13 protein-coding genes and 2 tRNA genes (1 of these 15 only partly in view) are annotated in these 13,428 nt (G+C 72.8%); 5 read left to right on the forward strand and 10 right to left on the reverse strand.

Annotated features, from left to right (window positions below; translation table 11 throughout):
* The 6 genes from O7612_RS23715 to O7612_RS23740 form a co-directional block, all read right to left on the reverse strand.
* Nucleotides 1–343: the 5' portion of a carbon-nitrogen hydrolase family protein gene (locus tag O7612_RS23715; protein ID WP_282267461.1), read on the reverse strand. It extends 455 nt beyond the left edge of the window; 343 of the gene's 798 nt are visible here — the first part of the coding sequence; it begins with the start codon at nucleotides 341–343; its stop codon lies off the left edge, out of view.
* Between the two features lie 151 nt (nucleotides 344–494).
* Nucleotides 495–1,790: an ATP-dependent Clp protease ATP-binding subunit ClpX gene (gene clpX, locus O7612_RS23720; protein ID WP_282267463.1), complete on the reverse strand. Its 1,296-nt coding sequence runs from the start codon at nucleotides 1,788–1,790 to the stop codon at nucleotides 495–497.
* 213 nt (nucleotides 1,791–2,003) lie between these two features.
* A complete protein-coding gene (locus O7612_RS23725; RefSeq protein ID WP_030333536.1) occupies nucleotides 2,004–2,666 on the reverse strand; it encodes an ATP-dependent Clp protease proteolytic subunit in 663 nt (220 codons plus the stop codon).
* A 10-nt stretch (nucleotides 2,667–2,676) separates the two neighbouring features.
* The gene (locus tag O7612_RS23730) at nucleotides 2,677–3,318 is read right to left on the reverse strand and encodes an ATP-dependent Clp protease proteolytic subunit (protein ID WP_067310650.1); all 642 of its coding nucleotides are present in this window, start codon (nucleotides 3,316–3,318) and stop codon (nucleotides 2,677–2,679) included.
* Between the two features lie 172 nt (nucleotides 3,319–3,490).
* Nucleotides 3,491–4,843, reverse strand: a complete 1,353-nt coding sequence (gene tig, locus O7612_RS23735) for a trigger factor (protein ID WP_282267465.1) — start codon at nucleotides 4,841–4,843, stop codon at nucleotides 3,491–3,493.
* A gap of 158 nt (nucleotides 4,844–5,001) precedes the next feature.
* A tRNA-Pro gene (locus O7612_RS23740) sits at nucleotides 5,002–5,075 on the reverse strand.
* A gap of 179 nt (nucleotides 5,076–5,254) precedes the next feature.
* On the opposite strand from O7612_RS23740, the gene O7612_RS23745 reads away from it, so the two are divergent.
* From O7612_RS23745 to O7612_RS23755, 3 genes are all read left to right on the forward strand, one after another.
* Nucleotides 5,255–5,328: transfer RNA gene (locus tag O7612_RS23745), tRNA-Gly, on the forward strand.
* Nucleotides 5,329–5,473: 145 nt separating this feature from the next.
* Complete coding sequence (locus tag O7612_RS23750) at nucleotides 5,474–5,791, forward strand: CPCC family cysteine-rich protein (protein WP_282267466.1); 318 nt, start codon at nucleotides 5,474–5,476, stop codon at nucleotides 5,789–5,791.
* A 77-nt stretch (nucleotides 5,792–5,868) separates the two neighbouring features.
* Nucleotides 5,869–6,351: a hypothetical protein gene (locus tag O7612_RS23755; protein WP_282267467.1), complete on the forward strand. Its 483-nt coding sequence runs from the start codon at nucleotides 5,869–5,871 to the stop codon at nucleotides 6,349–6,351.
* On the opposite strand, the gene O7612_RS23760 is transcribed toward O7612_RS23755, so the two are convergent.
* From O7612_RS23760 to O7612_RS23770, 3 genes are read right to left on the reverse strand one after another with little or no spacing between them, the layout of a single operon-like run.
* The gene (locus O7612_RS23760) at nucleotides 6,348–7,019 is read right to left on the reverse strand and encodes an SMI1/KNR4 family protein (protein ID WP_282267468.1); all 672 of its coding nucleotides are present in this window, start codon (nucleotides 7,017–7,019) and stop codon (nucleotides 6,348–6,350) included. The genes O7612_RS23755 and O7612_RS23760 overlap by 4 nt on opposite strands.
* A gap of 41 nt (nucleotides 7,020–7,060) precedes the next feature.
* Complete coding sequence (locus tag O7612_RS23765) at nucleotides 7,061–7,882, reverse strand: hypothetical protein (protein WP_282267470.1); 822 nt, start codon at nucleotides 7,880–7,882, stop codon at nucleotides 7,061–7,063.
* Nucleotides 7,879–8,376, reverse strand: coding sequence for a SigE family RNA polymerase sigma factor (locus O7612_RS23770; protein WP_282267472.1), 498 nt, complete (start codon nucleotides 8,374–8,376; stop codon nucleotides 7,879–7,881). Before O7612_RS23770 ends, O7612_RS23765 begins: the two co-directional genes overlap by 4 nt.
* Nucleotides 8,377–8,516: 140 nt before the next feature.
* Between O7612_RS23770 and O7612_RS23775 the strand changes: the two genes are divergently transcribed.
* Nucleotides 8,517–9,410, forward strand: a complete 894-nt coding sequence (locus tag O7612_RS23775) for a DUF3152 domain-containing protein (RefSeq protein ID WP_282267474.1) — start codon at nucleotides 8,517–8,519, stop codon at nucleotides 9,408–9,410.
* Nucleotides 9,411–9,551: 141 nt separating this feature from the next.
* Entirely contained in the window at nucleotides 9,552–12,362 is a 2,811-nt protein-coding gene (locus tag O7612_RS23780) for an Hsp70 family protein (RefSeq protein ID WP_282267475.1), read from the forward strand.
* Nucleotides 12,363–12,457: 95 nt separating this feature from the next.
* On the opposite strand, the gene O7612_RS23785 is transcribed toward O7612_RS23780, so the two are convergent.
* Complete coding sequence (locus tag O7612_RS23785) at nucleotides 12,458–13,255, reverse strand: serine protease (protein ID WP_282267476.1); 798 nt, start codon at nucleotides 13,253–13,255, stop codon at nucleotides 12,458–12,460.
* Nucleotides 13,256–13,428: the final 173 nt, after the last annotated feature.

Genomic DNA, 13,428 nt, shown 5'->3' on the forward strand with positions numbered 1-13,428 from the left:
CGTACAGGTGGATCTTCCGGTAGCTGGCGGCGAGCGTGCCGGACCGGTCGAAGACCAGCGACGTGTTCCAGGTGTGTGCCGGGTCCGGCCCGACCTCGTGGAAGGAACCGGCGACCACCCAGATCCCGAGGCGGCGGGCCACGTCGGCGAAGAACGTCCCCACCGTGCCGTCCACCCCCTCGGCCGCCGGCATCCCGTCGGCACGGCCGAGATAGTCGACGTACTCGGGAAGGACCGCCAGGTCGGCACCGGCCGCCGCGGCGCGGACCAGCAGGGCCTCGGCGGCGGCCAGGTTCGCCCGCCGGTCGTCGCGGGCGTTGAGCTGACAGACGGCGACACGCATGATGATCAGAGTACGGGCGGAAGCCGGCCCGGAACAGCCGGTGACGAGCTGATCCGCCCGTGGTCAGCGGTGTGTGCCGCCCCGCACACGCGGCAGCACGGCCCCGGGGCGCCGGAGCCGTGCTGCCGAAGGGTGGTGCGGGAGCGGCCGGTCAGGCCGACTTCTCTTCGCGGTCGCGACGGGCCCGCCGGCCGGTGAACTCGCGCGGCACGATGGTCGGGTTGACGTTCTCCAGGACCGCCTCGCGGGTGATCAGCACCCGGGCAGCGTCCGGGTTGCTCGGCACCTCGTACATCACGGAGAGGAGGACCTCCTCCATGATCGCGCGCAGGCCACGGGCACCGGTGCCGCGGAGCATCGCCTGGTCGGCGATCGCCTCCAGCGCCGGCGGCTCGAACTCCAGCTCGACGCCATCCAGCTCGAAGAGCCGCTGGTACTGCCGGACCAGGGCGTTGCGGGGCTCGGTGAGGATCCGGACCAGGGCGGAGCGGTCCAGGCTGCGCACGTTGGTGATCACCGGCAGCCGGCCGATGAATTCGGGGATCAGCCCGAACTTGAGCATGTCCTCCGGCATCACCTGGCTGAAGATGTCGTCGGTGGAACGCTCGGAGACCGACCGGAGCCGGGCACCGAAGCCGGTGCCGCCGGACCCGGTGCGGGCTTCGATGATCTGGTCGAGACCGGCGAAGGCACCACCGCAGATGAACAGCACGTTGGTGGTGTCGATCTGGATGAACTCCTGGTGGGGGTGCTTGCGTCCGCCCTGCGGCGGCACGTTCGACACCGTGCCCTCCAGCATCTTGAGCAGGGCCTGCTGCACGCCCTCACCGGAGACGTCCCGGGTGATCGACGGGTTCTCGGACTTGCGGGCGATCTTGTCGACCTCGTCGATGTAGATGATGCCGGTCTCGGCACGCTTGATGTCGTAGTCGGCGGCCTGGATCAGCTTGAGGAGGATGTTCTCCACGTCCTCGCCGACGTAGCCCGCCTCGGTCAGCGCGGTGGCGTCGGCGATCGCGAAGGGCACGTTCAGCATCCGGGCCAGGGTCTGCGCCAGGTGTGTCTTGCCGCAGCCGGTGGGGCCGAGCAGCAGGATGTTGGACTTGGCCAGCTCGACCGCGTCGTTGCCGGAGCCAGGGGCGTTGGCCGCCTCGGCCTGGATCCGCTTGTAGTGGTTGTAGACCGCGACCGCGAGCGCCTTCTTGGCCTGGTCCTGACCGACGACATAGTTGTCGAGGAACTGGCAGATCTCCATGGGCTTGGGAAGCTCTTCCCACTTCACTTCGCCCGACTCGGCCAGCTCCTCCTCGATGATCTCGTTGCAGAGATCGATGCACTCGTCGCAGATGTAGACACCTGGCCCTGCGATGAGCTTCTTGACCTGCTTCTGCGACTTGCCGCAGAACGAGCACTTCAGTAGGTCGCCGCCGTCACCGATCCGTGCCACCTACGTTCTCCCTGCACTCGTCGACCGGAACCCGGCCCTGAACCGCGGGCGCGGGGCGCCCGTCCGTGGTGAAATCCGTTCCGCCGGTCCGACCCGGCCACGCCGTACGGACCCGACGTTACCCGCTGGCGGAGGTTTCTCCGACCCCCAAAACGGGCGTGTCAGAGGTCGGCCGGGTTTGTGCCGCCCGGCCGACCCCCGACCCGAGGTTGCTCAGCGGGCCGCGTTGGCGGCCAGCAGGCCCTTCTTGCGGCTGGTCAGGATGGTGTCGACCAGCCCGTACTCCTTGGACTCCTCGGCCGTCATGATCTTGTCACGGTCGATGTCCTTGCGAACCTGCTCGATCGGGCGGTTGCAGTGCCGGGAGAGCATGTCCTCCAGCTGGGTACGCATCCGCAGGATCTCCCGGGCCTGGATCTCGATGTCCGAGCCCTGCCCGTAGCCGCCCTCGGTGGCCGGCTGGTGGATGATGATCCGCGAGTTGGGCAGCGCCATCCGCTTGCCCGGCGTGCCCGCCGACAGCAGCACCGCCGCCGCGCTGGCCGCCTGACCCAGGCAGACCGTGGAGATGTCCGGCCGGACGTACTGCATGGTGTCGTAGATCGCCGTCATGGCGGTGAACGAACCACCGGGCGAGTTGATGTACATGATGATGTCGCGGTCCGGGTCGGTGCCCTCGAGCGTCAGCAGCTGCGCCATCACGTCGTTGGCGGACGCGTCGTCGACCTGGACGCCGAGGAAGATGATCCGGTCCTCGAAGAGCTTGTTGTACGGGTTGGACTCCTTGACCCCGTACGAGGTGCGCTCGACGAACGACGGCAGGACGTAACGGTTGTGCACGGCCGCGAACTGGGGCGGCAGGCTCAGGTCGGTCATCGTCAGCTCCTCAGCTCAGGGTCCCGGCGCCATCCGGAACCTGCGTGGCCCCGATGATCACCTTGTCGATGAAGCCGTAGTCCATCGCCTCCTGGGCGGTGAACCAACGGTCCCGGTCCGAGTCGGCCTCGATCTGCGCCTGGCTCTGCCCGGTGTGGTGGGCGACCCGCTCCTGGAACATCCGCTTGGTGTAGAGCATCTGCTCGGCCTGGATCGCGATGTCCGACGCGGTGCCGCCGAGGCCACCGGACGGCTGGTGCATCATGATCCGCGCGTGCGGGAGGGCGTACCGCTTGCCCTTGGTGCCCGCGCAGAGCAGCAGCTGACCCATCGAGGCGGCCATGCCCATCGCCACGGTCGACACGTCGTTGTCGATGTACTGCATGGTGTCGTAGATCGCCATGCCGGAGTAGACCGAGCCACCCGGCGAGTTGATCCAGAGGAAGATGTCGCGGTCCGGGTCCTCCGCCGCGAGCAGCAGCAGCTGGGCGCAGATGCGGTTGGCGACCTGGTCGTTCACCTCGCTGCCGAGGAAGATGATGCGTTCCTTGAGCAACCGGTTGTAGACCGAGTCGTCGAGGTTGCCAATGGTGTCGCCACCTCGGGCTTCGATCGCCCGGAGCGGCTTCGCTGGGATGTGCATGTCGGTCATGGCAGCCCTTCGCTCTCCGTACCGTCGTCCCCGACATTAACCGCTCGACCGGGTGATCGACTCCCGGTCGCGGCACTGTTCGCTCTCAGCGCAGCTGGCTCGGGACGTACCCGGAAAAGGGGTTCGGCCGCCGTCTGCCGCAACGGGCGGACGGCGGCCTACCGGGTGTGGATCAGTGCTCGTGGTCGTGGTCGTGCGCCTGCTCGCTCTCGGCCCGCAGCGCGTCGAGGGTGACCTCGTTGCCGGCCGCGTCCTTGATGGTGATCTTTTCCATCATGGAGGCGAGCGCCTTGCCGCGCCGCACGTCGCCGAAGACGGCACCGGCGGCACCGGAGCGGACCAGCTGGTCGTAGTACTGCTGGGGGGCCATCCCGGCGCGCTGCGCCCGGTGGACGATCTCGTGCCCGAACTCGTCGTCGGAGACCTGGGTGTCCTCGGCGTCGGCCAGGGTGTCCAGCAGCAGCTGGATCTTGACGCCCTCGGTCGCCGCCTCGGTCAACTCGGCGTCGATCTGCTCCTCGGTCTTCTCCTCGGCGGCGAGGTACTCCTCCATCGAGGCGCCGATCCGCTCCAGCTGGTCGACCATCGCCTGCTTACGGCTCTCGACCTCCTCGCGGACGACACCCTCCGGGGCGGGCACCTCGGCGGCCGCGACCAGCTGCTCCAGGGCCTTGTCCCGGGCGGCGTAGATCTGCTCGACCCGCTTGCCCCGGCTGACCTTCTCCCGCAGGTCGGCGCGGAGCTCGTCGATGGTGTCGAACTCGCTGGCCATCTGGGCGAAGTCGTCGTCCAGCTCGGGCAGCTCCTTCTCCTTGACCGTACGGACGGTCACCGCCACCTCCGCGTCGCGGCCGGCGAAGTCGCCGCCCACCAGCTGGGTGGTGAAGGTGGTGTCGTCACCGGCGGCGAGACCGACCAGGGCCTCGTCCAGCCCCGGCAGGAGCTGCTTGCTGCCCACCTCGTGCGAGATGTTGCTCGCCGAACCGCCCGGCACGTCCTCGCCGTCGACGGTCGCGTTCAGGTCGATCTGCACGTAGTCACCCTCGGCGGCGGCCCGCTCGACGGTCTTGAGCGTGGCGAACCGCTCGCGCAGGTTCTTGACCTGCTCGTCGATCTCGCTCTCGTCGATCTGGAGCTCGTCCACGGTCACCTCGACGGTGGCCGGGTCCGGCAGGGTCAGCTCCGGCCGGACGTCGACCTCGGCGGTGAAGTTGAGCGAGTCACCGTCGTTGAACTCGGTGATCTCGACCTCGGGGCGACCGAGCGTCTTGAGGTCGTGCTCGCGGACCGCGGCGAGGATGTTCTGCGGGATGGCCTCCTGCACCGCCTCGTTGAGCACGGTGCCCCGGCCCACCCGCTGGTCGATCACGGCGGCCGGGATCTTGCCCCGACGGAAGCCGGGAACCTGGACCTGCTGGCCGATCTCCCGGTACGCCTTCTTGAGGCTCGGCTCGAGCTCGACGAACGGCACCTCGATGGCGAGCCGCACGCGCGTCGGGCTCAGAGTCTCGACGGTGCTCTTCACAGGCGTACTCCTTGACGGATCTCAGTTTGGGTCTGGACGGGTTGGACCTGGGCGTGATTGTGCGCATCGAGTGTAGGCGAGCCGGGACGCTGCTCCGGCAGCGCCCGGCGTACCGCACGGAATCGGCGTCACCCGGGGTCGCCCGGATGCGCACGCAGTCGGGGTGGCGGGATTTGAACCCACGGCCCCTCGCTCCCAAAGCGAGTGCGCTACCAAGCTGCGCCACACCCCGTGGCCAAAGAAGTGTATGCCGTCGCGCCCCACCCGGTACCCCGGGGCATCCCCCGGCACCGCAGCGGAGCGGCGTGGAGAGCGGCGGCGGGCAGAAGCCGGGGCGGGGTGGGAATGCCGGTGCGCGGGAGCCGGGGGGTGGGGGTAGGCTGGCGGCGCGTCCCGGGATGCCGGGCGTACGCGGGCGTAGCTCAATGGCAGAGCTTCAGTCTTCCAAACTGACGGTGCGGGTTCGATTCCCGTCGCCCGCTCCACACTTCCCCGAGCCAGGTCACGAGTCGATCGCGCTCCCGCCCACCCCGTACCGGGTACCGGTGCTCGTGGCCGCCATGGCGTGGCGGCTTCCCGATGCCGGTGGGCCGGCGGTCGGTGTCGGGGCATGGCAGGCTCGATGTCGTGATGAGCGACGACGCGGGACGGTTCGTCTCCGTGCACCGGGGGCCGGAGGACGGACCGTACGCGTGCCCCTGCTGTGGCTTTCTGACCCTCGGTGAGCGGGGCGGCTACGAGATCTGCGACGTCTGCTTCTGGGAGGACGACGGTCAGGACGAACACGACGCCGGCCGGGTGCGCGGCGGGCCGAACCGGGGCCTGAGCCTGCTCGACGCCCGCCGCAACTTCGCTGCCCACGGCGCGGCCGATCCGAAGGACCTGCGGCACGTCCGGCCACCCCGGCCCGAGGAGCACCCGCCCGGCGACCCGGGCCGCGCGTCCTGAGCCGTCCGGGGCAGACCGGACTGATCCGCCGGTCAGACCGGAGCGGCGGCGGGTCGACCGGGGTGTAGAACTGGGCCATGGACCCTGCGACGCTCGGCCGTGCCCTCGACGACGTGTTCGACCACGCGCTGGTGTACCACGCGTTCACCGACTACATGCGGGACTACGAGGTCATCGTCCACCTGACCGCCGACCCCCGTACCGGGATCGCGCCGACGACCCTGCGCTACCTGTTCCGGTACTGCGTCGAGGCCCGCTGCCGGACGTCGGTCCCACCGGTCACCTGGCGGGCCTCCCTGGACGAGCGCCTGATCGACCACCGGACCGGCGTCGACCTGGACGGTTACGTCTGGGGGGTGAAGTGGCACGCACTCTACCCGGGCGCCCGCGTCGTGGCGGACTCGGCCACCGCGCGGAGTTGGGCCGAGGCGACCGGACTCGACTTCCACGAGGTGGTGATCGAAACCAACGCCCACGTGCTCACCCTGGTCTTCTCCGACCTTCGGGTCAGCGAACTGCCACCGGGATACCGCCCCTTCACCGTCGACCGGGACGGCTAGCCGGGTGCGGCCCGGCGCTCGGCCGCCTCCAACCAGCGCCGGTACCAGCGGGCGAAGCCGAGCGGCGTGCCGTCGTCGTCGTACAGCGGCCGGAACCCGCCGCCCTCGGCGATGTCGTCCGCCCACATCTGCCCCCGGGTGGGACCGCTGACGACGAGCGCCTCCCGCAACGCACAGCCGAGATGGCACAGGTACAGCAGGCCGACCGAGTTCTCCGGCGTGTAGACGACCTGCTCGTACCGCTCCCAGTAGGCGTCCTGCGCGGCGGTGAACGCCTCCTCCGAGTCGTAGTCGTCCTCGTCGGGTTCGGCGGGGAGCCCGTCGGCCGGATTGAACGCCTCGACGTGGGTGAAGGGACGCCCGAGCGCCGCCACCGTGGTGAGGTCCGCCCCGTCGCCCTCCCACCGCCACCGCCCGTCACGCCGGCGCACCGGGAACAGCCCGTAGGCCGGTCCGGCGCCGCCCCGACCCGCCTCCCGCAGGAACGACAGGTACTCGGCGGGCAGCTCCACCCGCAGCTGCTCCGCCACCTCGGCCACCTCGGCGGCGGTCAGGGGTGGTTCGAGCTCCCACCCGTGGTCGCCGGCACCGAACACGGCATCGGAGCCGGGCGTCGCGGCCAGCCGGGCGAGCCGTCCACGGATGTCTGACCAGTCGGAGCGCGTCACGCCCGGCACGATACAAGCAGCGACTGAAGGGGCGACAGGGCTCAGAGCAGGCGGCCGGAGCGGTCGCGGGCGACGATGCCGTCGAGGCGCACGCCGGGAGTGAGGTCGGCCGGGTCGAACCAGAAGATCACCAGTTCCGGGTCGGTGCTCCACCGGGCCAGCCGGGCCTCGACCTGTCGACCGTCGACGGTGCCGACGATCCGGCTCGCCGGGCCGACGAAGTAGCCGAAGGTCGGCACCGACGGGCGGGCGGCCGAGGGGGTCGCTTCGTCGTACCCGATCTCGTGGAAACCCGGTCGTCGGTCGCTGCCCCGCACGTCGTTGACGACGATGTCGTCGGTCAGCTCCCCGGCGGGGGTACGCCGACCGGCCATCAGTCCGATCCGCACCCCGGGCGCCTCCGGCAGGTCGACCGCCACCACGTAGTACACCCGCTGGTCGACGCCGTACCAGATGCCGGCGTCCACCACGTCGCCGACCGGCCGTCGGTGGGGATCCCACCGGGTGGGGGCGGATCCCGACGGTGGAGTGGCCGGGGACGCGCCGCCGGGGGCGGATCCCGGCGGGGTGGCCGGAGAGGCGCCGCTGGGGGCAGGTCCCGGCGGGGTGGCCGGGGACACACCGCCGGGGGCGGCGACGCCGGCGGGTGGGCGGTCCGGCCCCGGCGGCCGGGCCCACCGCACGCCGAGCCCGACGCCGCCGGCCACCAGCACGGTGACCAGCGCCGTCGCGCCCACGCCGACGAGCCGACGGCGTCGGCGCAGCCGCCGGCCGTCCCGCATGATCACGGTCAGGTCGAGATCCTCGGGGTACGGTCGTTCGGTCGCCCGCATCGCCCGGCGCAGCTGCTCCAGCTCGGTCATCGGCCGCTCCCCTGGGTCGCCGGGGTCCCGGTGGCGCGGAGCTTCTGCAACGCCCGGGAGCTGGTGCTCTTCACCGTGCCGAGGGATACGCCCAGTTCGCGGGCCACCTGCGCCTCCGGTAGGTCGAAGTAGTAGCGGAGCACGACGATGGCCCGCTCCCGGGCACTGAGCGCGCCGAGGATGGCGAGCAGCCAGCGGCGGGTGGCGACGTCCTCGGCGACGTCACCGAGCCGCTGCTCCGGCAACTCGTCGGTGGGGTACTCGCGGATCGGCCGCCGCCACCCGTCGACGAGGTGGTTGACCAGCACCGTCCGGGCGTACCCGTAGGCGTCCTCGTCGCGGATCCGGGACCACGACGCGTACGTACGGACCAGCGCGGTCTGCGCGGCGTCCTCGGCCTGGTGGTGGTTGCCGGTCATCAGGAAGGCGGCATGCGTCAACCGCCCGGAGGCCGACCGGGCGAACTCGACGAACTCGGCGTCACCCCGGGCCATGCCCGCTCTTCCCGCATCCCACGACGCACAGGACGGGTCGGACCACCGAAAGGTTGAGTCCGGGGCGGATCAACTCCTGCCGCCGACCGCCCGTCCTTCCTCCTGCCCGTAGCCGACCGGCGCGGGGCGGAGGGAGCGTCATGGCGACGAAGGGTAGCGCGCACCGGGACAGCGGCCGGTTCCGCCGACCGACGGCAACGCTGCTGGTGGCGGGATGGTTGGCCGGTTGCGGGGCGCCCACGGCGGTGGACCGGGCCGCCACGGTGGCACCGGCCGACCGGGACCACCGGACCATGGCGGCACCGATCGACCCGGCAGCGGTGACCGGGCCGACGGCCGTGACCGGCGGACCGGCGGCAGCGGCCGGCGGACCTGTCGCGGCGGGGGGCGGGGCGGCGGCGGGCCGGGTCGGGAGCGCGCCGGTCAGCTATCCGGCGGACGGGAGCAACCGCTGGCAGGTCGCGGCCGGGGAGCCGGCGGCCCCGGGCGGCACCGGGCGGCTGTTGCGGTACCGGGTGGCGGTGGAGCGGGACATCCGGGGGCTGCCGGTGGCCGAGTTCGCGGCCGAGGTCGGCGCGACGTTGACCGCCCCGCAGGGCTGGGCCGGGGGCGGGAGACTGCGCCTGTGGCGGGTCGGCCCCGGCGGACCCGCCGACTTCACCGTCCACCTGGCCACGCCGGGCACCCGCGACGAGCTGTGCGGGGACGCGGCGGACGGCTACACCTCGTGCCGCAACGGCGACCGGGTGGTGGTCAACGTCGCCCGCTGGGTGAAGGGCGCACCGGGCTACGGCGCGGACCTCGGGACCTACCGGCGGTACGTGGTCAACCACGAGGTCGGACACCGGCTCGGCCACGGCCACGAGCGGTGCCCGGGGCGGGGTCGACCCGCGCCGGTGATGCAGCAGCAGACCCTGGGCCTGCACGGCTGCACCGCCAACGCCTGGCCGTACCGCGACGGGAGGCGTTACGCGGGACCGGCCGGCTCCTACGCCGACACGATCCCACCCCGCGAGCCGGGCCACCGGGGCTGACCCCGCCCCGGTCCGACACCCCGCGACGGGCCGGGGGCCGGGGCGACGGTCGGCGGGCCGGACCGGCCGGAGCCCGGGGCGGCGCGGGAGACGTACCATGCGGGACCGGGCATCCCCTCGTCCCGGTGGAGGTAGCGACCGATGGCAGGCCAGCAGGACGGATACGCCCTCGGGGTCGACCTGGGCACCTCCAACACCGTGGCCGTGCTGCGCTGGCCGGACGGGCGGACCCGGCCGCTGCTCGTCGACGGCCAGCCGATCCTGCCCTCCGGGGTCTACGCCGACACCGACGGCCGGTTGCACGTCGGCCGGGACGCCCAACGGCTGGCCCAGGCGGACCCGGCCCGGTACGAGCCGAACCCGAAGCGTCGGGTGGACGAGCCGGCGGTGCCCCTCGGCGACCGGTCGTACGCCCCGGCGGAGCTGCTCGCCGCGACCCTGTGGGCGGTCGCCGAGCAGGCGGTGGCGACGGTGGGTTTCCTGCCCCCGGCGGTGATCACCTATCCCGCCGCCTGGCAGGCCCCCCGGCGGCAGGTCCTGCACGACGCGTTGGGCCTGGCCGGGTGGCCGTCGGCGGCCGAGCACACCATGTCCGGCCCGGTGCCGACCGGCACCCGGCTGCTGCGGGAACCGGTCGCGGCGGCCCGCTACTACACCGAGGTGCTGCGCCGGCCGGTGCCGGTGGGCGAGTCGGTCGCGGTGTTCGACTTCGGCGGCGGCACGCTGGACGTGGCGGTCGTCCGCAACGAGGGCGCCGACCCGTGGGGCGACTCGGGATTCACCGTGATCGCCACCGGCGGGATGGCCGACCTCGGTGGGCTCGACCTCGACGAGGCCCTGCTCGGCCGGCTCGGTGAGCTGGTCGGCGGGGAGCATCCGGCGCTCTGGGACCGGCTGACCCGGCCGGAGACGACCGCCCAGTGGCGGGACCGGCAGCAGCTCCGGGACGCCGTACGCGGGGCGAAGGAGATGCTGTCCCGGGTCGCCGTCGCGCCGGTCGCGGTGCCGGGCCTGGAGGCCACCGTGCCGCTCACCCGGGAGGATCTGGAGCGGCTGGCCACTCCCCTGCTGACCCGGGCCGTCGACCGGACCCGGGAGGTGGTCGCCGAGGCGGGGCTCACCCCGGACCGGCTCGCCGGACTCTTCCTGGTCGGTGGTTCGTCCCGGGTTCCGCTGGTCGCCCGGCTGCTGCACGCCGAGCTGGGCATCGCGCCGACCGTGCTGGAGCAGCCCGAGCTGCCGGTGGCCGAGGGCGCGCTCACCGACCTGCCGCTGCCCCGCCGCGGCAGCCGCCCCGCAGCGGCCGGCGCGGCGGCCCTCGCCCCGCCCGGCACCCCCGTCGCCCCGCCCGGCACGCCCGTCGGCCCGGGCGGCACTCCCGCCGGACCGTCCGGTACCCCCGTCGGACCGTCCGGCGTGCTGCCGGCGGCGGCGACCGGCGGGACGCTGCTGGCCACGCCGGTCGCTCCCGCGCCCGTCGGCGTACCGGGTCAGGGCGGTCACCCGGTGGGGGCGACGGTCGACGCCGGTGGCCCGCCCGTCGCCAACCACCTGCCCGGCCCGCCGGGAGTCGGCGGACCGCCGGTGGAGCCGGTGCGGCGCGGACGTCGGACGTGGTGGATCGGGCTCGGCGCGGGCCTGGCGCTGGTCGGCGTGCTGGGTGCGGCGACGTTCTGGTTCACCCGGGACCGCTACCCGGCGTTGGAGTTCCACATCCTGACCGAGGTGGCCCGGCCCGCCGCCGACGGGGGCCGCTCGACGGCGATGTTCACCGCCGTGGCCGACGACCGCGCGTACCTGGCCTACCAGCTCCCCGACGACCGGTTGACGCTGGTCGCGGTCGACGCCGGCACCGGGAAACCGGCCTGGCGGAACACCATCGCGACGGGCGCCCAGCGGTGGGCCGGGGTCCGGGCGGTGCCCGGGGCGGTGCTGGCCGTCGCGGACGCCGCCGGTGCCAGCACGCCACGGGACGTGGTGGTGCTCGACGCCGGGTCCGGCAGGGAACGGTGGCGGCTGCCGGTGCACGGGGACGACGCGGTGCACGTCACCTCCGACACGCTGGTGTGGGTGGACGGCGGCGGCAGCCGCCTGGTCGGCCTGCGGCTGCGCGACGGCAGGCAGCAGTGGGAGCAGCCCAACCCGCGCAGCGAGTACGGCGACACCCGCAGCACGGTGCTGCCGGTCGGCACCGGGCCGGGCGCGGCCGGTCCAGCGGAGTTCGACGGCACTCCCCGTACCCCGTGGCGGGGTGACGCCGACCGGCTGGTGCAGGTGGGCGCCGACCGGTCGGTCCGGGTGCTCGACATGAACAGCGGGAAGGTGCTGCGCCGCCGCGACGGGGTCGCCGACGTCAGCGACCGGATGGTCGCCCACGCCGACCGGCTGTACCTCGTCGAGGAGGACCGGGGGTACAAGCTCCTCGGGTACGACCTGGGCAGCCTCGCCGAGCCGACGGTGCTCCACAGCGCGGGCGACCAGCGGCGGGTCACCGGACTGGTGGCCTGCGGCGAGCACCGGGCGTGCCTGCTCGAGGTCCCGGACGGGGACACCGAGCGGACCGAGGTGGTCGCCGCCACCGAGGGCAAGGACAGTCGTCGGTGGCCGGCGGCGGGTGGCCGCGACCTGGTGCCGGTGGGCGAGCACCTGCTCGTCCGGCGGGACTCACCGAAGGCCACGGTCAGCCTCTTCGACCCGGCCGGCAAGGCGGTGCTGGCCGACCGGAAGGGTACGGCGGTCCGGGTCGACGCCGGCAACCTGCTGGTCTTCGCGGAGACCCCGAGCAGCTACGAGGACGACCGCAGCATCGCCGGGGTGTCGACTTCCGGCGAGCTGACCGAGATGGGCCAGCTCCAGGGCGTCCGTAGCGAGTCGTGTTCCTGGAACACCTCGACGATCGTGTGCGGGGCCGAGCGCGACTTCGTGCTGTACCGGTTCGCCGGCGACGGCTGAGCGGGGACCGGCCGGGGCGGCGGACACGGTCGCGCCACCGACGGCCGGGGTGGCGGTCGGTGGCGCGACGGGAACGGGTGCGCGTGCCGGGCCGGTCAGCCGCCGAGGCTGGCGGCGGCCGAGGCGATCGACGCGGCGAAGGTGCTCACCTGGGTGTAGACACCGGGGGCGTTGGGTCGGGCGCAGCCGTCGCCCCAGCTCACGATGCCCACCTGGATCCAGGCGTTCGCGGCGTCCCGACGGAACATCGGGCCACCGGAGTCGCCCTGGCAGGTGTCGGTGCCGCCGCTGGGGTAGCCGGCGCAGATCTCCTCGGCGGCGATCAGGTCACCGGGGTAGGAGGCGGAGCAGCTCGCGTCGCTGACGAAGGGCACGGTGGCCTTGAGCAGGTAACGCTGCTGCGCCCCACCCTCACGGGCCGCGCCCCAGCCGGCGACGGTGAAGGTGCCGCTGTCGTACGCGGTGCTGGTGGCGATGGGCAGGGTGGCCTGCGAGGTGACCGGGGTGGCGAGCCGGATGAGCGCCCAGTCCTTGCCGCTGCCGTTGTAGCCGGGCGCCCGGTAGACGTAGTTGGACTTGACCTGGATCCGGCTGCTCGACTGGAGGTCGACCGCGCCGAGGGTGGCGGTGATGCTGGTGTTCGTGCCGGTGCGGTTCACACAGTGGGCGGCGGTGAGCACCAGCCGGGGGCTGTAGAGCGCCCCGCCGCAGCCCATGGAGAGCCGGACCATGAACGGGAACTCGCCCTGGGCCGCCCGGGTGCCGCCGACGACGGACGGGGCCGCGTCGGGGGTGGGCGCGGCGGTGGCCGGGGCGGTCAGGACGAGCGGGCCGGCGGTGATCGCCACCATCGCGGCGGCCGTCCGGCCGATGAGACTGCGCCAACGGTTCACTGGGCCTCCAACCTTCGGCGGCGCCGGTGGAGCGCCGGTTCGATGGCGGGAGCCTAGAGCCCTAGATCGACGATGCTCAACATACCGATGGGGTCATACGACCGCGTCCCCGCCCGTGGGCAGCCACGACGCGGGCACAGGGTCACCCGCCGGAGGGGGATGAAGGGGGCTCG

The organism is Micromonospora sp. WMMD987 (assembly GCF_029581435.1).
Lineage (GTDB): Bacteria > Actinomycetota > Actinomycetes > Mycobacteriales > Micromonosporaceae > Micromonospora > Micromonospora rifamycinica.

Excerpts from the sequence above, each read along its gene's own strand:
- O7612_RS23725 (WP_030333536.1), bottom strand. The coding sequence starts at position 2,666 with ATGACCGACCTGAGCCTGCCGCCCCAGTTCGCGGCCGTGCACAACCGT.
- O7612_RS23765 (WP_282267470.1), bottom strand. The coding sequence starts at position 7,882 with ATGACCGAGCTGGAGCAGCTGCGCCGGGCGATGCGGGCGACCGAACGA.
- O7612_RS23780 (WP_282267475.1), top strand. The coding sequence starts at position 9,552 with ATGGCAGGCCAGCAGGACGGATACGCCCTCGGGGTCGACCTGGGCACC.
- O7612_RS23775 (WP_282267474.1), top strand. The coding sequence starts at position 8,517 with ATGGCGACGAAGGGTAGCGCGCACCGGGACAGCGGCCGGTTCCGCCGA.
- O7612_RS23730 (WP_067310650.1), bottom strand. The coding sequence starts at position 3,318 with ATGACCGACATGCACATCCCAGCGAAGCCGCTCCGGGCGATCGAAGCC.
- O7612_RS23755 (WP_282267467.1), top strand. The coding sequence starts at position 5,869 with ATGGACCCTGCGACGCTCGGCCGTGCCCTCGACGACGTGTTCGACCAC.
- O7612_RS23750 (WP_282267466.1), top strand. The coding sequence starts at position 5,474 with ATGAGCGACGACGCGGGACGGTTCGTCTCCGTGCACCGGGGGCCGGAG.
- O7612_RS23770 (WP_282267472.1), bottom strand. The coding sequence starts at position 8,376 with ATGGCCCGGGGTGACGCCGAGTTCGTCGAGTTCGCCCGGTCGGCCTCC.